Annotated in this window: 10 protein-coding genes; 4 read left to right on the top strand and 6 right to left on the bottom strand. The window is 39.6% G+C overall.

The annotated features are described in order from the left end of the window. Positions 1–20: 20 nt before the first annotated feature. Both ABJD64_RS17080 and ABJD64_RS17075 read right to left on the bottom strand, forming a co-directional pair. Positions 21–4,169: a DUF6443 domain-containing protein gene (locus ABJD64_RS17080; RefSeq protein WP_348181798.1), complete on the bottom strand. Its 4,149-nt coding sequence runs from the start codon at positions 4,167–4,169 to the stop codon at positions 21–23. A 1-nt stretch (position 4,170) separates the two neighbouring features. Continuing rightward, the gene (locus tag ABJD64_RS17075; protein ID WP_348181797.1) at positions 4,171–7,356 is read right to left on the bottom strand and encodes an RHS repeat domain-containing protein; all 3,186 of its coding nucleotides are present in this window, start codon (positions 7,354–7,356) and stop codon (positions 4,171–4,173) included. A gap of 123 nt (positions 7,357–7,479) precedes the next feature. Between ABJD64_RS17075 and ABJD64_RS17070 the strand changes: the two genes are divergently transcribed. Beyond that, positions 7,480–8,046 carry a sigma-70 family RNA polymerase sigma factor gene (locus ABJD64_RS17070; RefSeq protein WP_348181796.1) on the top strand — a complete coding sequence of 189 codons (567 nt, stop codon included), beginning with the start codon at positions 7,480–7,482 and terminating at the stop codon, positions 8,044–8,046. Further along, a complete protein-coding gene (locus tag ABJD64_RS17065) occupies positions 8,043–8,732 on the top strand; it encodes a hypothetical protein (RefSeq protein ID WP_348181795.1) in 690 nt (229 codons plus the stop codon). The genes ABJD64_RS17070 and ABJD64_RS17065 overlap by 4 nt, the downstream gene beginning before the upstream one ends. Before the next feature lie 149 nt (positions 8,733–8,881). Here the strand turns inward: ABJD64_RS17065 and ABJD64_RS17060 are convergent, their stop codons facing one another. From ABJD64_RS17060 to ABJD64_RS17050, 3 genes are all read right to left on the bottom strand, one after another. Continuing rightward, positions 8,882–11,551 (bottom strand): CHAT domain-containing tetratricopeptide repeat protein, encoded by a 2,670-nt coding sequence (locus ABJD64_RS17060; RefSeq protein WP_348181794.1) that lies wholly within the window; start codon positions 11,549–11,551, stop codon positions 8,882–8,884. A 595-nt stretch (positions 11,552–12,146) separates the two neighbouring features. Continuing rightward, positions 12,147–14,732 carry an ABC transporter permease gene (locus tag ABJD64_RS17055; protein ID WP_348181793.1) on the bottom strand — a complete coding sequence of 862 codons (2,586 nt, stop codon included), beginning with the start codon at positions 14,730–14,732 and terminating at the stop codon, positions 12,147–12,149. Then, complete coding sequence (locus tag ABJD64_RS17050) at positions 14,729–15,058, bottom strand: PadR family transcriptional regulator (protein ID WP_348181792.1); 330 nt, start codon at positions 15,056–15,058, stop codon at positions 14,729–14,731. The genes ABJD64_RS17055 and ABJD64_RS17050 overlap by 4 nt, the downstream gene beginning before the upstream one ends. A gap of 826 nt (positions 15,059–15,884) precedes the next feature. On the opposite strand from ABJD64_RS17050, the gene ABJD64_RS17045 reads away from it, so the two are divergent. Continuing rightward, positions 15,885–17,858: a lytic polysaccharide monooxygenase gene (locus ABJD64_RS17045; RefSeq protein ID WP_348181791.1), complete on the top strand. Its 1,974-nt coding sequence runs from the start codon at positions 15,885–15,887 to the stop codon at positions 17,856–17,858. A 357-nt stretch (positions 17,859–18,215) separates the two neighbouring features. Then, complete coding sequence (locus ABJD64_RS17040) at positions 18,216–18,932, top strand: hypothetical protein (protein ID WP_348181790.1); 717 nt, start codon at positions 18,216–18,218, stop codon at positions 18,930–18,932. Between the two features lie 322 nt (positions 18,933–19,254). On the opposite strand, the gene ABJD64_RS17035 is transcribed toward ABJD64_RS17040, so the two are convergent. Next, a complete protein-coding gene (locus tag ABJD64_RS17035) occupies positions 19,255–22,164 on the bottom strand; it encodes a reprolysin-like metallopeptidase (protein WP_348181789.1) in 2,910 nt (969 codons plus the stop codon). Between the last annotated feature and the right edge of the window lie 187 nt (positions 22,165–22,351).

The raw sequence follows: 22,351 nt of genomic DNA, 5'->3' as shown, positions 1-22,351 counted from the left end.
GTTCTTTATAGACTGGCTTATTAATTATTGTATTGATCAAGATTATTGATCGCTTCTGGTGGCAATACAAATCGCAGGTTGCCAAAGTCATCGTACACGTAGTAAGTGTCTGCCCATTCTTTGGTGACCGCATGGTTGTCTGTATCAGGAGCTTCCACGCGTTTAAGGACTGTTCTTCCGAGCTTATCTGTAAACTCGATCACTTGATGAGTTTCTTCGTCTGTAGTCACATTTTTGTAAAGTTCACCCGCCTCATAATTGGCGGTTGTTACTGGCATATTTGCAGTAAGTACCCACAGTTTTACGCTATCAGTAATATTGTTGACTTCATATGTGTAACTGATCGGCCTATCTATTCCTGCCTTTTTCCAGTCTTCACCAGGGCCATATTGTTTATCTATTCTATTCAGTGGAGAGGCTTCATATACCGTTTCGCTGAAAGGACGATTGTCAGTGGCAACGTTTATTTCATTTTGATAAAACAGCTGATGTAGGCTTCCTGTATATTGTTGAGCAGGTGTGTCTACTACATTATCAATAAATGTCCCGGTCCGTTCGTCTTTTACATAGGGTAGATAATTCTTTGTTTGTCTGCCGTATTGATCGTATACGACAGGTTGAACGACATCTTTTCCATTTGGTGAGCTTCCCAGGGATACAGATTGTATGGTTCTTCCTAAACCATCAAAGTAGGCGGTGGTTACCTGCAAGTCTTCAGCATTCAAGTCAAAGAGTTGGTCTTGATGGGCGATCTCAGGTTTATATATATCAATAGTAGTGATATAATTTCTGTTTTGATTGACAATCGCTTCGGTCACCGTAACCTCTTCGGTGGTATAGGTGATTCCTCCATTGGTAGCTTCTACTCTTAATTTGTAAGAAGCGGGAATTCTGACCACTAGATCAGTCGTTGTTTTGCCTGAGAGATCGACTCCGTCTTTGATCCATTGATAAGAATAATACCCTGAATTTGTACTCAGTATCACACTGTCTCCGAAGTGTATTTCTGTATCTCCTGTGATGTTTATGGTTGGTATGTCATAAATGGTAACAGTGGCTATCCCTGATTCCAGTTCGGAGCAGTCACCATTTTTCACAATGGCTCTGTATTCAGTGGTAGTCGTTACATTGGCATAGGTTAGGGTAGTAGTCGTATTGGAAACGGTTTGCCAGTTTCCTCCAGCTTCTTTCTTTTCCCATCTCATAACAGCTCCGGTTTCTCCTTCTAAGTTGAGTGTTCCACTTTTTTCGCCAAAAGCTTCATCTCCACCTGAAAGTGTTCCCGGAACGGTCAGGGCATCTACATTTACTGTATGTACTGCTGTTTCTGCTTCTGAGCAAACCCCGCCGGAGATCACTTTGTACAGTGTTGTATTCGTTAAATTCCCCGTTGGATAACTACCTGCGATATGGTTTATCTGTGACCAGGTCGATCCTCCACTGGTTGATTTTTCCCAACGAACTATAGGGGTTACTGCGGTTGTTAAGTTTGTCGAAGTGTTATAACATATATTGGATTCTCCACCAATGTTTCCGTTTACTTTGAGGCCAATATTTACATTTAGGTTTGCTGAACCATTGCCGTTATCATAAGATACATGAAGGCTTCCAGAAGTAGCATGGGTCCAAACTACTGATATTTGACTTCCTCCTGATGGGCCATCAATATAACCTCCCGAAACCGTCCAAATATAGGGGCCGGTGGCTGACATGGCTGCATAATTATACGTACTAAGTTGGCACACACTGTCTTGTCCAAAAATATCGTTCCCCGGAATTACATTGATGACAACCGATTGTTCATTTGAATAGATCGTTCCACAGCTATTAGTATAACCTCTTCTATAGTGCGTTGTAATCGTAACATTTCCAGGATTGTAATTTGCTGCGGTTGCCCCGAGAATATTGGTAAAGCCACCTTCTCCTTCCTCCTTTTTCTGCCATTGATAGGTTGATGTTCCATGACCGCCGCTCGCACTTGTATGATTGCCTAATGTGCTGGCTGACGTATTGTAATTAATCGTTTGAGTTCCATTGATTATTCCTGGTGCAAGAACATTGCTCACAGTTATCGTTTTTACTCCTGTTTCTCTTTCCGCACAACTACCGGAGTTATAGATCACCCTGTATTTTGTTGTTGTAGTTAAATTTCCTGTAGGGTAACTGCCAGTGGTATTATTTATCGCAGACCAGGTAGATCCTCCATTGGTTGATTTTTCCCAGCGGACTATTGATCCTACTGTTGTAGTTAATGTAGTCCCCGTATCGTAACATAGGGTTGAAGTACCGCTGATGCCTCCTGATACTTTACTCGTAATATTCACACTCATATTGGCTGAACCATTGCCATTATCATAAGACAGGTGAAGGCTTCCTGTTGTGCCATTGGTCCAGATTACTGAGATTCCACTACCGCTCGATGAACCATTGATATGACCTCCTGAAATTGTCCATAGGTAAGGCCCGGTATCAGACATTGCTGCGTAGTTATAAGCAGTAGATTGGCAAACTGCTTCTCTACCAAAGATGCCATTACCACCAAATCCTGGAATTACATTGACGGTAATCGTTTGTGTGTTTGAATAAATTGTTCCGCAACTATTTGAATACCCCCTTCTATAGTTCGTTGTAATCGTAACATTACCGGGTCCATAGGTAGAAGAGGTAGCTCCTGATATGTTGCTGAAACCTGATTGTCCAACCTCTTGTTTTTGCCATTGATAGGTTGATGTTCCATGACCTCCGCTACCACTTTGCGAATTGCCCATGGTTCCTCCGGAAGTATTATAGCTAATACTTTTACTACCAGAAATTGAGCCCGGAGTCATAGGATTATCAATCGCTATTGTTTTTATTCCTGTTTCTCTTTCCGCACAACTACCGGAGTTATAGATCACTCTGTATTTTGTTGTTGCTGTTAAATTTCCTGTAGGGTAACTACCAGTGGTATTATTTATCGCAGACCAAGTGGATCCTCCGTTCGTAGATTTTTCCCAGCGGACTATAGATCCTACTGTTGTAGTTAATGTAGTCCCCGTATTGTAACATAGGGTTGAAGTTCCATTGATACCTCCTGATACTTTACTCGTAATATTTACATTCATATTAGCTGAACCATTGCCGTTATCATAAGACAGGTGAAGGCTTCCAGAAGTAGGATGGGTCCAGGTTACTGAGATTCCACTGCCACTCGATGAGCCATTGATATGGCCTCCTGAAACTGTCCATATGTAAGGACCGCTATTAGACATTGCCGCATAATTGTATGCGGAGGACTGACAAACTGCTTCTCTACCAAAGATGCCATTACCTCCAAACCCCGGAACTACGTTCACCGAGATCGTTTGCGTATTAGAATATACTGTACCGCAGCTACCAGAGTACGCTCTTCTGTAACTCGTTGTAATGGTGACATGGCCTGGGTTATAAGTAGATCCGGTTGCACCTGAGATGTTACTAAAGCCAGCTTGTCCGGATTCTTGTTTTTGCCATTGATAGGTAGATCCTCCACTGCCACTGGCCGTATTGCCTAATGTCCCTCCGGGCGAATCATAATTGATACTTTTTCCTCCCGAAATTGAGCCTGCTACTAAAGCACTACTTACAGATACCGTTTTTGGAGATGTTTCTCTCTCTGCACAACCTCCTGAACTGTAGATTACCTTGTATTGTGTTGTGGTTATTAGATTTCCTGTATTGTAACTAGCTGCTGTATGACTTATTGTGGACCATGTAGACCCTCCATTCGTAGATTTTTCCCAGCGTACGATTGAGCTGACTCCAGTCGTTAAGGTAGTGGATGTGTTATAACATATTGATGAGGTACCACTAACGCCTCCTGAGACTTTACCGGTAATGACTACATTTAAATTAGCAGAACCACTACCATGAGAGACATTTATGCTTCCTGAAGTAGTATTGGTCCATACTACTGATATTCCACTACCATTCGAAGGACCATCAATATATCCTCCATCAACAGTCCAGATATATGGTCCATTGTTTGACGTAGAGGCGTAATTGTAAGCCGTGGACTGACAAACTGCTGTATGTCCAAATATGCTACCTCCACTTCCGCCACCCGATGGAGGCGGAAGCTGTCCAAATGAAACACCACAGATAAATATTAGTAAGACTAATAAATAGTTTTTTTTGTTTAATCGATTCATTTTATTGATTGATATAGTGGTATTTATTTGCTTTAATAAGGTTGCCCTTTTGATCGAATACATTTTTCAGACGATTGAATTTGTCGTATTCATAGGTTGTTGTCCGGTCATTGGGGTCAGTGACTGATGTCATGCCGACGCCATGTTTATAGGTATAAGTTGTTAGCTGAGCAGCGGGTAGGTTACTGTCTACAATTGCTCTCAAAGTGGTCAGCTTTGTGTCAATCACAGATTGTTGGTTGTCAGCGGCTAAATCCGCTATGAATACTGCTCCAACTGCCGTCTCCACCTCGCTATACGTCGCGTTTAGGATTTTTGCTATTGGATAAGACTTGCCATAGCTCCAGAGGTACACCGTATTGATACCATTTGACTCCTGAACAAAAGATGGTTTCAATCCATTGAAATTCGAGAAAACCACTTCTTTGGTGAGTTCATTGGAAGCATTGAAAACCTGAGAGTTGGTCAACTTGAAATTCGAATTGTAAATGCTCTTATTCAAATAAAGCAGTTGATCGTTTTCATTAAACACACGTTTTTCTGTCACCGGACTAATCACATGATTGATCCTATCATTAAGGTAGGTGGTGGTTTCTTTGTAATCCAATGCGCTGCCGAGTTCATATTCCATTGATGTGGGTAGAATAAGTGCAATGTCAGGTTCATAACCATAGTGAGTCTTCTTAATCAAGTCTTTTGTATGGTCAGCGTAAGTTTCTACCGTGCTGTCCAACCGGGCCCAACCTGACACTTGTCTATTGAATGCATATCTATATTTACTCCATTTCACAATCCCCGGAAGCGTATGAGGTTCGAAAACAAACGATAGAGAAGTATCCTTTTTAATGTATGAGTAATGATTCTCAATCTGTTGAATGACATTCCCTGATTCATCGAATGATTTTTCCTTTAGCAAAAGGCCCCTTTTCCAAAAAGAAGAGACACTTTCGGCGCTCGAAGGACTGTATAAGTTAAATGGTGTGAGTTCGTCAGTTTGTGCGCTGAAAACAGTTCTTTTATATCCGTTGCCACTCTCTTTTTCCACAACTTCCTTATATATAATATGGGAACCGTTGAGATGTCCTAGTAACCCGCTGGGGCTGGCAGAATGTTGTATAATACGTTGACCTCCAACGGTACCGTTTATGAATTTTTCATAGGTAGAATAATAACTGGGTTCTTTAGACAGCTTAATACCACTTGATTGGAGTGTATTTGATTCTAAATTGTACTCGTAATTGATTTTTCTATATCTTCCATCGCCTGAGTAATGTCCTATTTTAGCAATCCTAATACCGCCTGTATATACTGAAGGGTAAACTGTTGCTATCGAAGTGTCGTCATACCACGCGGTTATTCTTCCACGAATTCGTGTGCCGAGCACATCGGTCTTTGTTTCTATTCTATAAACTCCTCCATTTATCAAAAGATCATTTATAGAAAAATCGCTTAGGTATTCGTGACTAAATACTAACGTCTCTGTTGCACCTTCGACCAGGTATATTTTTACATAAAAGTCTTGTGCTCCAGGAGTGATAGCTGGCGCATTATTCGGATCATACCCAACGGTAACTTCTACCTTATTAGCTCTCGCATTGCTTGGAATGGTGATGGTATCTGACTGAACTTCTTCACAATGAAACCCTTCTAACCCATTAACTCCTACATAATACAATAAGCCATTTACATCACATTTTTCAGCACTCACGTCTCTTACCCGAGTGGCCAGTTGATTAAAGGGAATACTTGATGAACCAGTAGTGTATTCATGTGCTTCATACTCGAATTCCGAAGAGCCTCCGGTAGGGTAGATGATTCTTTTGAGCATGCCTACTTTTGAAGTGGCATTTCCGGGTTCTCGATTTGCGAGGTTCACCGTCACATTGTTGATATTCTCAAAAGATGGGACCAAGGTGAAATTATTGACTTGTGCATTGTAGTACCCAAAATGATCCATCGCCTTGGAAGTTCTGGAAGGTACACCATCAATGTATTCAAACGAATGTGGAGGTTTGTTCGTCTCTCCATCTACTGATCGTTCGGTTACACTGATCAATTTCAAATGTTTATCAGCAGCTTCTGATCCAATTGAGAAATAGTCATACTCGAAAACAAAGAACTTGATCACATGGTCATTGACGTCAAGTACTTTGACTGAATCGAGTCGTTGTCCGCCTATTGGAAAATCTTCTCTATTAGAACTCTTATAAAAAATAATCTTACCGCCTTCCCAAACAATATTGTCTACGTACTTTGCTAAAGTCACTGGTAATGATGTGCTACTTTGGGGGTCAACTGAATGATCCGATCCAGTCATGCTTATGCTCTCCACATAAGAATCTGAAGTCACCACATCATCCACCAAGCTAATGCCTCCCGAATATCCAAAATAGACAGTCTTTCCGCTACGCTTTGAAAACATGGATGTCAAGTACCAGCTTGAATGATATGTATCTTTAGGAATACCAGTATTTGAAATGGGGTAATTCACCGTTGTCACTTCTTCCTCACCAAAACTGTATTGTATTCCGTTCATATCTGAGATAGCAAAACCTCCGATCTCACCGGTGGTGACATTTTGGGAAAAAGCTACACCTGTAGGTACTATTTTGAGATCTTGATAAGGAAATTGCGTGATGGACTCGTCATGGTTGAACATGAACTTGCCTGCCCCACCTGGAAAGTTGTAATAAAAAATGTCTGCCTGAACGTCAAAACTTTGAGCATAGTAGCTAAACATCTTATGCTTCAAATCAATTACTGCAGGATCATTTCCTGTATGATCAAGCCAGACCCAAGGCATTAGACCATCGTCCTCCCAGCTTTTTATATTTGACATATTATAAAAAAAGCCGCTTTCATCTGGTCTACCTCTCATAGACCGAGTCACTACTCCACCTGCATTCAGACTCCATCCGAGTCCAACCCAACTGGCACGACTGCCTACTTTGTGACCTGAAGCATGGAAGGATATCGAAATGGGAACACTGATATCATCTACTTGTATGTTGTATAACGGTATGGATATATTGGGTGTCCCGCTGGATTTATCAACAGGGATATTACCATATTCTCCCAAAGATGCCGAATTGGGTGAAGGTGGTATTACCTCAGGCATCCCTTGTCCCAATAGATTAAGGTTCCCAATGGAGATAAATAAAAGTATAAGTTGGTATTGTTTTTTCATTCTTCCTAATTTCAAATACAGGTGTTTGTTGCATGAAAATTGTCGAGGTCATCATCATTATCATTTTTTTTTTACTTTTGATGACTTCTGCGATTTAAAATCAACCAATAAACAAACCGACTCTTGCCAATACCTGATGAGACACTGTTAAGTAAAATCCGCTCAAATGACTATAAGAAGAGAAATAAGGCTTTAGAATATCTTTATGATACCTGTTTTAAATCTATAAAAAGCTTTGTGCTAAATAATTCCGGCTCGGAGGAAGACGCACAAGATGTTTTTCAAGATGGAATAGCCATTGTGTTTCAGAATGTATTACAAAATAAATTTAAGAAGGAGGCTTCTTTAAATACTTATACCTACTCCATATGCAAGAACCTATGGCTGATGAAAATCAGAAAGAATAGTAAGATTACTGAAGTCGATATCTTAGGCGAAGTAGAAGTAGAGGATGTAAAAAATGAATATGTCAGTTTACAAAGATTGGAGAAAATCATCAACGAATTAAATCCGGATTGTCAAAGAGTTTTAAAGGCATTTTATTTTGAATCCAAAAGTATGGAGGAAATACAAAGACTCTTTGGGCTTGGGAGTATTCAAGCAACTAAAAACAAGAAGTTGAGATGCATGAAACATTTAATGCAACTAATAAGCAAAAAAAAATTGGCCATTAAAGATTTCGTAGAATGAAAATTAATCAGGAACTCATCGAAAAATTTGATGGATATATCAACAATGATATTTCCGAGGAGAGTCAAATGGAATTTGAAAAAATGTTAGCTACGGAGCCAGAACTCCAAAGTCAGTTTGACCTCTATAAAGAGAGTGTTAATGCTTTGAAAGTAGTTGCTATTAAAAACGAAATGAGTGCCATTTTTGATAAAAAAAATAAGGCGACCAAAATAATAAAATTATCATCATGGAGATGGGCTGGAATAGCCGCATCTATTACGATTATAATAAGTACGGTATATCTACTTACTCCAGGTAAAAGCCTATTTGATCAATACTTTGAGCCTTACACAAACTTCATATCACACAGATCAGCATCTGACGGATCAATGGCAATGTTCCATTACAGTAATGCTGAATATGAAAAAGCGTTTACCGAATTTGAAAATATGAATTTGCTAAACAACAAAGAAAAAATTTATCTCGGGATATCCTATTTAGCCGCCAATAGACAGGAAAAATCAGAAAGCATTTTTAAAGAGTTGCTTCAAACAGATCAGAAGCCCTACGCGCAATGGTATCTTTCTCTTTGCTATCTAAAAATGAATAGTAACGAGCAAGCAGTTCAGATATTAAGGGAAATTGAAATTGGCGAGTATAAGTATCAAGAGGCATCGCAATTGCTTGATGAAATAGCTAACTAATTCCCTAGTCGCTGCCATCATTTGTACTACCCCATTCGCTTTTGTAAAATTGAATTGAGCTATCGTTGATGGGGTTGGGGCTAAATGATCTTTTAAGCATAATTGGGTTACATGTTTTCAAATCCAGCATTGCAGCGGCTTATCAAAAACTAGCTGAATTGATTGTTTCGAAACTTTTGTACTGCAAACCCCACTAATATCACGATAAAGGACCCAGCCAATGAAAAGATAACACCGTTTATTCTAGCTTCTGTCTCAATAAGCGTATTATCCCCGACAAGTACAAAAACTCCCCAGTAATACGGATGTGGATGTTTGTTTTTAATTTTTTGTTGGGCTACTCTAAAAGCTTTGAGTTTATCTCCATTTTTTAGCCATTCTTTATAAAATTGGGTCATCAATTCTTGAGTGATCTCATCATTTACTTTCCACAAACTCATCATTACACTATTGGCTCCTGCTACCTTTAGTCCTCTCTGAAGTCCATAAACTCCTTCTCCGTGACTTAACTCACCTAAGCCCGTGTCGCAAGCGGAAAGCACAACCAGTTCTGTACTATCCAAATTCAATGTTGTGCTCTCATAAGCGGTAAGAATTCCATCTTCTATTAGAGGTTTTTCCTCAGACTCATAATAATTGGTAACCCCTGCTAATATCAATCCTGAGTTTAGCATTGAAGACTCGTCCGAATTTCCCTTAATTTCTACTCCATTTTTATTCTCCACTGATTTGAAATAACCATGAGTGGCTATATGCAACAACGTTGGGCTATTCAATTCTTTCACACGCTCCTCCAGGGCCTCAGTTCCCAGGTAGGTTGTCGTTTTCCAATCATTAGTTCTTAGTAGTTGATGAATATTATTAATTTCTTGTTCAGTTCTAGCCAGAGGGATAAATTCTCCAAGGGGTAATGTTTCATCAAAGCTTTCAATGCCGCGTGTTCTAGAGGTGTTTTTATTAACATCCATCACTTGTTGGTACTGGTCGTATGCGAGGTTGTAAGAAGGATTTCCAAATAAGTGAGCAGTTAAGCTACTCTTTGGGACAGCAGATGGGGACGATGCGAATTCAACAATATCCTTGGTAGTTGTGACTAATTGTATGTCTATTTCGTCAAGCACATAAGTATTCAGTTGGGGCTTCAAAAGTGTATTTAAATTGATAAGATTGTAAACACCATCTGCAGAAAAATAGACTTTCTTTATTCCTTCAAGTTTATCTTGAATAGGTTGCCAATAATGAATGTATGATTGTTCATCCACAGATAATTTCTTGAGCGAGTTTCTGTAGTAGTTTAAACAATTATTTTCCAGTTCATTTCCATTTTCTAGTAAGACCATTTCTGGTTGATCCGCGATTTCAGGAGTAACAATCAAAGCAGCATAATAAACAGTGTCCGTCCAATTTTTATTATACCACCTGAATCGTACGATTTCAATTGCTGCTTCTTTGGGTTTAAGCTGTCGTTGGACTTCCTTCCAGGTAAAGCGTTTATTCGCGTTTGCAAAAGCCTTTGATTTTAAAGATAATTTCTTTTCCAGGTTATTGATTGATTGCTGGATTTCTGGAATATTAATGTTTTGTTGTTCCCTTTGTTTTATGGATAATGAATACGCTCTACTTAAGTTGTCTCTTTTAGTTTTCCATTCATTATACAAGTTGATCAGAGCAGTATCTTCACTGTGCGTAACTGCCTTTTTTATTTTGGAAATTTCATTGAGTAGAATTCCTTTTATGGCCAACTGGTTGTTGTACATCTGACCTGTTAGATTCTTTACGTGCTCATTCTCAATTGTTTCTGCCACAAAAGAATTGAAAAGTTGAAAATCATTGGTTATAGTTTTCCAAAATTGTCTTTTTTCTTTCTCACTCATCGATGGGAAATTCAAATCCATTTGGTTCAGTCTATTGTCAATGGCTTCCAGAAACAAAGGTTCCGCTTTAGACAAATCTCCAATGCCTTGATACAACATCACCAAATTAACCTGAGCTGTGGTATGCCTTGAATGTTTTTTACCCAATTGATCCTTAAATATTTTAATACTCTCTTTGTATAAAACCTCTGCCTCAGTATATCGCCCCGTTTCTCTATAAAGTAGGGCTAAATTGTTTTGAGAAACCGCATACAAATTATGATTTGTGCCCAGGCTCTTCTTTCGTATTTCTAAACCTTGTTTGAGCATTTTCTCGGCTTTCTCGTAATGCCCCATTAATTGATACAAGTACCCTAAATTAATAATGGAGAAAGCATAGCTGAGGTCATCTTCACTTAATATGTTTTTTTTTATTTCTATGCTTTTCAGATGCAACCCCTCTGACTCTTTATATCGTTTCATTTTGAGATATAACGTAGCCAAACTATTAAGCGATTTCGCATAGCCAAGGTGATTTTTTCCTAATAGTTTTATTCGTATTTCACTACTCTTTTTATACAAAGTTTCTGCCTCAATATAACGACCCATTTCCTGGTATAATATGGCTAAGCCATTAACGGAGACAGCGTAATTCAGGTGGTTTTCGCCTAGTCTTTCTTTTATTATTTGAATACTTTCCTGATAAAGAGATTCGGCGTCTGCATAGTGACCCAATAACCTATTAAATAGAGCCAAATTACGGACAGCTATAGGGTAATCTTCGTGTTCTTTTCCAAATTCTTTTTCCACTTGCGCTACACTCTTTTCGCCATAATACAAAGCATTTTCATAGTCTCCTTTGGAATAAGATTCCATGACCTTTTCGCTTAACTCATCCAAGGTTTGCCCGAAAGTAGTATGTGATAAAACTATGGTTATAATCAGAGTGGATAGGGTTGATTTCATTGATTTGAAAGATTTGATAACAAAAGTTAAGATCATATTGGACATTCTGCTGATTTATTGAATTACAATTAAGGACTATAATGATTATCAAATTATGAGCATAAGATAGAAAACCGTCTAACTGTGTCTTTTGTATTGTAAAGTATGAATAATTGATAGAACTATCAGGGCTGAAATTTAGTTTGACTGCGAAAGGTAATTTATTATGGTACTCTTCAGGCGCCAGAAATGTAATAACATGTCAGTTTCTCACTTTCAATTTACTTCTAAAAGGTTCGCTGGGTTACTCTATTCAGTGGGTTATATATTGCACAAAAGCGTATCGAACTATTTCGTCATCAGAATTTACGGCTAAGCCACGGTTGTTTTTCTCATTCCTTTCCACTTTTTTAAAAGTGGGGAGGGTTTCCTGTTTTTTTCCTATCTAAAATGAGAAAATGATGAGAATCGACATGCTTTTGTCAGTTCTTTGTCCGCTTAGAAAGGGGAGTCCTTAAAAACAATTTATGCGTTCATTAAGGAGTTATTATTGGCCTCGCATACGTGTCATGTGGAATAGGTTTAGCCATTTGGAAGATCAATATAGTTTTGAATTTTATTCATCTCTTAAACACTTCACTGGATTGATTCTGGCAGCATTATAGGTTTGGAAACCTACAGTCAGCCAGGCAATAAGAAGTGCGGACAAACCTGCAAAAGCAAAATACCACCATTCCAGGGCGATGCGATAGGCAAAACTGTCCAACCATTCTTTGGCCACTAGATAACTGATCGGCAAAGCAATGGTAATTGAAAAGATCACCATTTTAGTAAAATCTTCAGACAGTAGCCTTACTATGCCAAATACACTTGAACCCAATGTTTTTCGAACGCCAATTTCTTTCATCCTTCTTTCGGCACTAAAGGCAGCAAGACCGAATAATCCCAGACAAGAAATCATAATGGCTATAGCAGCAAAATATTTGGATAATGTCGCAACACGCTGTTCCGAGGCATACAGTGTCGCATAATCTTCATTTAAAAATTGATACTCAAAGGGAAATCCCGGATTAAAGTTTTCATAGAAAGCCCGTATTTTTTCAATGGCTTCACGCTCCCTTCCAGCCTCAATCCTAACCATTACTTTTTTAACTGCTTCAGGCATCATAACTAAAAACAATGGCTCAACAGTTTCGTGCAGTGATTTAAAGTGAAAGTCCTTAACTGTTCCGATGATTTTTTTCTCCCCCATAAACCTTATGGTCTTACCAATGGGATCGGAAAGACCCATAGCTTTTATAGCTGTTTCATTAAAAATAATGCCTTTGCTATCAGACCCAAAGTCTTTACTAAAACTATGTCCTGTGGTTATTTCCATTTCCAGGGTTTCTATCAAGTCATAGTCTACTCCAACAACTTGAAATGAGATCGGCTTGTCTGAATCCCTTCCTTCCCAATCTATACCAACCGACCAGTTATGGCCTACCATATCATGGGTAGTACTCGAAGCATTGACTATACCTGGTATCTTTTTCAATTCAAATACAAAAGATTCCAACTGTTTTTTGATTGTTCCTTCTACCTTAAAATGCACAATGTTGTCCTTGTCGTAACCAAGATTTCGATTTTGCACAAACCCAATCTGCTTATAAACTACCAACACGGATAGAATCAATATGATAGAAAGTGTAAATTGAATGATAACTAATCCTTTCCGAGTCCAGAGCTCCCCAATAGAACTACTTAGCTTTCCTTTCAATGCATTGATGATATTAAAACTGGATAGGTAAAGTGCAGGATAGCTCCCGGCCATGAGTCCTGTACACAAAACGATTGCGAAAGCTCTAAAAACAAGGTTTGCATTTAATTCCAGCGCCAATTGCTTTCCTATAACCTCATTGAACTGTGGAAGTAAAAGAATGACTAACAAAAGAGCAACTACCAAGGCTAAGCCGGTTATAAAAATCGACTCGGTGAGAAATTGAAAAACGAACGCCATACGATTGGCCCCCATGGCTTTCTTTACTCCGATTTCTTTTACTCTTCGGGAAGCCCTGGCCGTAGACAGATTCATAAAATTTATACAAGCTATAGACAAAATGAACAGGGCAACAATAGAGAATAATCTCACATATTCGATTCTACCCCCGATCTGAATTCCATATTCATAGGTACCGCGAAGATAATCCTGAGAATAGGGTATTAAGCTTGGGGTTCGCGTAGACTCTTTATACATGTTTTTAATAATCATGCCTACTTTCTTATTTAGATTGTCAATAAGAGTTCCTTTTTTTAACACCGCGTAAACCTGAGGTCCTAAATTGCCCCAACTATCTACGCCCAAAGGTTTATCCTTTAACAATTCAAAGGACAAGACAAAATCGAATTGAGCCGTTGAATTGGAAGGAATGTTTTCAAAAATGCCAGAAACTTGAAATTGCCGTTCTTGTTCAAACTCCACTGTTTTACCAATAACATTCTCAGTAGTGTTGAACAGGGTCAGAGCCAATTTTTCAGACAGGACGATTGAATTTATATCGGATAGTACCTGGTCCTTATTCCCTGATATCAGTTCATAGGAGAAAATATTGAAAAAATCCTTCTCAACATAATAGGCATTCGCCTTAATGTCATGTTCTCCAACAGAAAGTGAAGTCTTTCCAAACCAGGAACCAGGAATAACGGCGACAGCAAATTCAACCTCAGGCATTTCTTCTCTCAACGCTTTAGCCATTGGGCCAGAAGTTTCTTTCCAGGTCGTAACACCAGAACCATCGAATTTCACATGTTCAATGACCTTATACAGTTGTCCTTCATGCTCATGAAATTTGTCAACACTTAGTTCATCATTCACCCATAGATAAATGAATAAAGTACAGGCCAGCCCACAGGAAAGTCCAATCAGGTTAATCAAAAAGGAACTCTTGTAACGTTTGAAATTTCTAAATGATAAAAGAAGTGAATGTCTTAACATAGTTAGTGAATTTGAGCTGTGTGACTTTGATTTTTTGATTGCAAAAGGCCGCAAGAACTTTATAGCATGGAATACATAAAGCCTGTTTGCCTTTTTCGACCCATATTTTTCGACCCATAGCTGATAATATTCCAAAAGGTCTCCCTCGATCTCCTCGAGAAGTTCGGGTTTACAAACTTTGGTGAGTAAGGAGTTTATCCATTTTGGGGGAAGGGATGATCGCTTCATGTTGCCAAAATGTTTGGTGGAACCTGACTCCAGAGCAGACTTCTGGCGTCCTGGATTTCATTCAGTACACGGCTTCCCGCCGTAGTTACTTTGAAATACCTTTTTCTTCTTCCGCCACGTTCGGAAGTTGCACCTCCCATACTGGAATTGACATATCCTTTTTCCGAAAGGCGATGCAAAGTAGCATGTACCGCACTGATGCTAAGTTTACGTTCTAACTGCGTGTCTATGTATTGAGTAATGGCCACTCCATATGCCCCTTCCTGTAGTATGGCGACTGTAAGTAGAACAACTTCTTCTAGCTCTCCAATGTATGTTTTTCTCACAATTATCTATTTATTCAAATTCTGTAGAACAAATAGTTTGCCAAATGAAAAAACGTCCAAAAAATGAAGCAAAGGCCTTCTAGTCACACTTCTATTGTTCAAGTCTGAACAAAATCTGTTCAGACTTGAACAATGACTAAAATGAGAAATTGGGGTTTTCAACAAGGCGGCTTCAGAGTCAAGCTGACCCGCTTTGCGTCTGCATTTTTGACAATTCTTAAAGTAAGCTCAATTCTCAGCATATTCTTGCCCGAACAAGACGAATCAGCAATGATTTCCATAGGTTTAGGATTGATACATCTAACCACTGCAGAGATCACAGCATGAGCGGCAAATCCTATTGAGATAGTTCCAATACCTCTTTTTCATATACTTAAGGTTATAAACTCAGACAGTAAGACATCTCTAATTCGTCCAATAAAGGCAATAAGGTCCAGCTTGGAAGGTACGGTTACCTTCCATCGTTCCTTCGTCATGACAGAACTGAATGAGAATATTAATATAGCGACTCTTTAATGTTTTTTAGATACCAAACCTCACCGTTGGTCGATTTTATTTTTAAGGCTGTACAAGAAAAAACAAATTACGGAATTGAGCTCTGATAGCCGGATGGGTCATCAACTCTAAACCAAACCTATACCTAACCATGCTATTAAGTTTACGACTCAAGGGACGGCCTTTGTCCTCGGAGCTCCCGCCTAAGTACGGGCATTCCATAATCTTTTCCTTATTACTATCAATTTCTGCGTTTGCCAATTTTTTAAGGCAAAGCATTCCACTTATAAAAACCTTTAACTAAACCATTCTAACTGAAATTTTTAACATCATGAAAAAAACTTTTAAACTTCTCGGATTTTTATTTCTATTGAGTACGGCTCAATCCGTATTCTCGCATGGTACTGTTATTTACCCTGCAAGTAGGATTTATAATTGTTATACCAACCCATCTGACGCTGGCTGCGGTTCTTGCGGTGAGGCCATCTATAATTGGATGGGGGTATTACAGCCTGATACCCAGTTTGGAAATCATCAGGCTTTCGTTCCAGGTGGTCAAATCGCCAGTGGAGGTAACGGTAGCGCGATAGATTTTACCTGTTTGGATGCGCTAACAACTGCTTGGTCAACAACAACTGTTAACCATGGATACATTGATGTACTCTGGCAGAATACTGCTCCTCACAAAACGGAATATTACAAAGTGTATATCACTCCATTAAATTGGGACCCCACAAAACCATTGCTATGGAATGAGCTCATAGAGATTGGCAGTGTGGGCAAAGGGCCTGCAGCACCATTCACCACGATTCAGTCATTTATTCCTGATTCTTATGATGGTAAAAGAGCAGCAATAGTAAGTGTATGGCAAAGAGATTATAACGATAGCCATGAGGCATTTTATTCGGTAAGCGATGTATTGGTCTCTGGCGGTGTTGGGTGTACTACTGGTGATCCGGCAAACGTTACTTTTACCAACAATACGAATTGTACCCTGGAGTATTTTCAAAATAATAGTTTGCAGGGATCTGCCAATTCAGGAAGCTCTTATGTTGCTAATACCACGGTAGGGAGTCTGTGGGAAGCCCGTGAAACTTCGGGAGAGCAAGTAGATAGCTTTACAATTGCTTGTGGGCAATCCATCTATGCCTCTGAAGGAGCGTGCAACGGAAGCACATGCGCTGCCGGCGATCCGGTAAGCGTTACTTTTCAAAATAATACCGATTGTATCTTAGAATATTATCAGGGAGGTTCCTTGCAGGGATCTGCTGTTGCAGGTAGCACATATATAGCAAATACTACGGTAGACAGTCACTGGAATGCCCTTGAAACTTCAGGCGAACAAAAAAGTCACTTTCATATTGTTTGTGATTTGACCACATACACCTCTACAGGTAACTGTATTGGAGATACAGGTGGATGTGCTCCAGCTTACGGCCCTTATCCAAATGTTTACATGACTGGAGATGTGGTTAGCTACAATGGCAATAACTATGAGTGTCTTGCTGATAACCTATTCAATGTTACACCTGGCACGGTAGCCCATTGGTGGAAGGATCTTGGTCCTTGTTCCAATGGTGGATGTAATACTGGAGATGCAGTGAATGTTACATTTACCAATAATACAGATTGTACTTTAGAGTATTACCAGAATAATTCTTTACAAGGATCTGCTAGTGTAGGAGGTACTTATTTGGCAAGTACTACGGTAGGGAGTCAATGGGATGCCCACGAACCGTCTGGAGAACAGGTAAGTAACTTTACCATAGTTTGTAATCAGGCAACCTACAATTCTACAGGAAGTTGCAATGGCAATACAGGCGGATGTGCTACAGCTTACGGTCCTTATCCAAATGTTTATATGACTGGAGATGTGGTTAGCTACAATGGCAACAACTATGAGTGCCTTGCTGATAATCTCTTCAATGTTACTCCGGGCACGGCAGCCCATTGGTGGAAAGATCTTGGCCCTTGTTCTGCAAATTCAAATGCTCGCTTCATGAACAAAAAAGATGCTGGTGCCATGAACAAAGAAGAGCTATTTGGAGAGTTGGATTTTGTAGTATTTCCCAACCCTGCAAAAGATTTTATTAATCTGGAAATCGTTAACCTTCAATCGTCATCTTATACCATTGCTATTAATGGAATGGATGGAAGAACTATAGAAACTATAATTCAAAAGGTGCCTAAAAGTTCAATTAGAGTAAATAAAAGCATAAAAATAAATAAACTATCGCCGGGTATTTATTTTGTAAATATTATTGCTGGTGATAAAACACGGGTCCAAAAGTTTATTATTGAATAATCTAAAAATGATATTTCATTTTTAATCCCATACATGGGAAGGGCTGTCTATAAATATCTAGGCAGCCCTTTTTATTGATATGCTTTAACCCATGCGCGTTTTCATCTGAACAAAATGGAGTCTTCTCTAGTCCGTGACGAGGGTCGGACTATGAATATTAAGAAAACAAAAATGCATCTCATTTTTTGTAACTGACTAATTTTCAGAGTATAGTTTGTGTGTCGATTATCGAATCTATCAAGTGTCTACCAGAGGTCATAAACAAAAACAAGTTGATTTATGATTTTAATTTATTCGCGCTAAATCTTTTGTAATTCTTTTTTTAAATTGATCATTCGAATTTCAAGACGTATAATCATGACTACCGCTAAATCTTCCCTGGTGTTTTTAATGGTTTGCCTTTTTACCTTACCATGTTTCGCGCAACTGACCATTTCAGAAAAGGTAGCTTCACTTCATCATTCTGAAAAAAGCAAAATCAGAAAACCGCTATACGAATTCCTAAATACCTGGAATGCTACAGCTCCTAGATTAAAGCCTGCCGCTAAAGCATTGGAAATCAGAAAGAAGGAAAATAGGCAAAATGGTAAAGATCCATTGGCAGGAACCAAGAGATTACAGGAGAAATATGATGAGTTAGTTTTTCTTGATGGTACTGAACGTTCATTTATTGCAGAATCTTTTGCCCTTCCCATGCAAAGGGAACTTGAGACAAAAGGTGCCTCCTTGGACGCCGAAGATATCTATGCAGTTCAGTACATCACCAAATTCGTTCTCGGTGTTCCGAGATTCAATCATGGAGAACTCGACATCTACGATCTAATTCAGATAGACAATGAGCTCGCCGCGTTAATCCAGACTTACCCAGATAATGATGCCCATAATCAGGAAGTAGATGGACATGTTATTGATATTTTCAGAGAGGAGGCCCAAGCCTATTGGAATGCGTTCGTCGCCGAAAACAAGGCTCAATATCGTAAGGGAAAGGGTAAAGGATCCAATGGTAACCAACTGACAAGTATGAATTGTGGAGAAAAGTATAAACTCCTAAAGGAAAAGGGAATTATGCATTAGAACTATTCTACTTTGCCCTGATACAATACCGTATGTATATTTCTGGAAAAATCTTATTGCTCTTGAGTTTTCAAAAAAATAGGAAGCATTTCTTGGCTTGTTCTCAACCTATCTGCGGGAAAACGGAGAGGTTAATACGCTGTACTCGCACGCTGTGGAGAATATTGTACTGTTGGAACTGAGGAATTAAAATAGGGAATAAAAAAGACTGCCAGATGGCAGTCTTAAGTCAAGGCGGATTAAAAGAATGCCTTTACCTATAAGAAATTGAACAAAGTGTTGTTGAGGTCAATTATTGGATAGATGCGGCTCACGTCGATCTTCAATTGATTTCAGTGCTGGTTTTGATAACCTTTTGAATGTTTGTCGCCCCTTGATACTCCATGAGCAGCAGATAGGTTCCTGTCGACAACCCTTCCAGGTCTAACTCAATATGACTACCAGTCTTCGTACCTAACACCATTCTACCAAATATATCGGTTAGATATACCATCACGGGTTCCAGAGTCTTGATATGCAAGATGCGATTCACAGGATTTGGGTAAATGTCCCAATCTTTTTCTTTGTTTATGGCCAATACATTTTGGTCTACAGTTACCTCCACGGTCCAATCTTGCACAGTTACTCCATCTTCGGCAGTTACGGTATATGTCACAGGATTAGTGAAGTCTGCCGTCTGTCCGTTTGCAGGAGTGCTTGTAGCACCATCAGAGAGGGAGAGGGTAGGGTTCAAAGCGCTAATGTCTGTTCCGGCGGCTAAGTTGACACTTACAGTATGAGCTTCATCATCAATTTCTGTGTTGCCGACTTGTTGTGTCAGCTCAAAAGTTAAGATATCGGTAGCGGAAGATGCCGTTTGTCCGATCGAAATCGAATGGGTATAGTTAGAACTACCTGTGGCGTTGAATGCTGCCACTCTGTAGGTATGTAATTCACTAGCTGCTGCATTCTGATCACGGTATTTCTGAATGTTGACCGCTACCCTTGCCACTTCTGCGAAATCTGTATCAGATTCTGATTGTCTTTCTATGATGAACCCGTCTTCAACTTCACTATTGTCAGACCAGGATAGATCAATGGTGGTACTATTCTCTCTGATTCCAGCCAATGTAGAAGGTGCCTCTGGTATATCCACATCGGATTTTGATACACTGAAATCAGTATCGTTGACATTAAAGAAAATGTTATCAACAGCTTTGACCATGATTCGGGCTTCTGAGGTAGGCAAATTCGGTAACCTGATCGTCTCCGAGCCGTCGTTATCGGTGCTTTCCAAAAGCGTGATATCAAAATTTTCTCCACCATCTGTGGAAAAAAGAACAGCTACTTTCTGGCAGTTGACGGGTGCTAAATTAGTGTTAGCCACGTCCCAATTGAGCGTGATATTACTTAGACCATTATAAGAAGGATTGGAGAATTCCGTTGTGACTTGAAACGGCCCCGCTTCCGTGGTGGAAGTAAATGAAATCAAATCGTTATTTGTACCGCCTACACCGTCACTGACACTGATCGCAAAGTTTAGTGCTCTGGAGGTAAAAGGCATCACTTCAGTGCTAGAGGTGTTTCCGGCTAAGACAAGTTCGAGCCCGGGAAAATATCTTTTGTTGTTGGCAGTAGGTTTGAAGTTTTTAAAGAGAGGGCCGTCTCCTCTAAACGCATACTCAAAATCTACCAAATAAGCTTGGTACGCTAAATCAATGAGTTCGTCAGCAAGATTAGGATCTACAAAACCTGCTGCAATAAATTCCTCTCTGGAAAGAGGTTCCCCGCCTTCAGTCGTCCCCTGCATGTTTTCTTCTGCAGTCGCCTGGTCAAATTGTTGCCAGTTGTAAGTCAGATCATCTAAATCTTCATCACTTCCCTCAGCCTCTAAAACGAACGGAGTATTAACAGGTATTACAAAACCACTTTCCCGAATGCTGACTACCGGAGGTGTATTATCCTGATCTACAGGAACCCCACAACCCTTTCCATCACCTGTTGTCGTGTAAGCTAATACTTGCTGTGTAGATATGGCATGGTAATAATCATCACTGAGGGACTGAAGGTTATTGTCTCCGCAAACACCAGCATATGACATAAGCGTATTTCCACTGCCTATTTCATAGGCTCCGTTAATCTGGAATTCACCATTACACCCAGCATCTACTGAAGAATAGGTGTGAAGTGCACCAAATTGATGGCCTATTTCATGAACAAAAGTCCGAATCAAAATTACCTCTATGTCCACTCCCAAAGGAAATGTTGTCATACCGCCGGCCTTCAGGTTATCTTGGCATACACGACCAATAGAAGCAATACCCCCTTGATGCCCTGCTGCTATGACATGTCCTATGTCATAGTTGTCTGCGCCTAGGTTATTGTCATCGTTTAGATAGTTAATAGCCAGGATACGATCATTGTCATTTCCTGTTAATCTATTGATTGAAAGTACGTATGGTCCAGGATTGCTATCGGAAAAAACGGTTTCTGTGCCTGTCACCAACTCAAAAGTGATACCTAGTTGAGATTCATAAATACCCGTCAGGCGGTCTACGATACTCAAAACCTTGTTAAACGCAGTGTTCACATTGCCGCCCCCTCTTTCGTTGGTAAAATTCGACTTGACAACAAGGGCTAAGCGATACTTTTTGAACTGATCTCCAACCTGACCTTTTTGAAATGTAGTATTTAGAAGCCTACCGTTATGGTCGATTTGATTATCTTCAGAAAGAATATCATTGCTACCACAAGCAGGTTGATATCCGTCTTTGTGAGCACTTCTATAATCTGCTTCAAAATAGGATACATACTCATCTCTCTCATGACTCATTGGATCGAGATAGATCGTGCCATCTTTTGAAAAGATCATGGCGTGCAAACCATCTGTGGTCCAATTCATCCGAACCAACTCTCCGCTTTTGTTGAACCCTTTAAATGTTTGAATTTCAGGATGCCGATTCTGGACTTCCCTTGACAAAAGATTTGATGGCTGGATGTCAAACTGCGTTTCTGCACCGGAAGGATGAGGAATACTGATTGTGGAACTGCCATTCCTATCAATATCGCTTAAAACATGGACAAGCATGTCACGATTGAGTTTTTTTCTATTCACAGGTATTCCCTGCCATTGCTCTGAGATTCTTGAGTGTGAATCCATTGCCTCCCACAGTGCTTTCTGAGGCTGCGCCGGAAGTATAGATGGAACCAACCAGATAAAAAACAGGATAAACTTTGCTCTATAATGAATCATGAAAGCTTTATTTTAATTTTTTTAGGAGCAAAACTATGGTTAGCCTGATGTATGATGTTGTACTATTCCGGCAAATGATATAACTTTTCCGACAGTTGCTAGTATGGTTCAATTGTTCAACTCTACCGGTTCCAAATGCATCTGCCCCAACTTGAGTTATTATGTGTTATCAGAAGGTAGGGCAGTC

The organism is Reichenbachiella sp. (assembly GCF_039944555.1).
Taxonomy (GTDB): domain Bacteria; phylum Bacteroidota; class Bacteroidia; order Cytophagales; family Cyclobacteriaceae; genus Reichenbachiella.
This window is presented reverse-complemented; position numbering and strand designations above follow the sequence as displayed.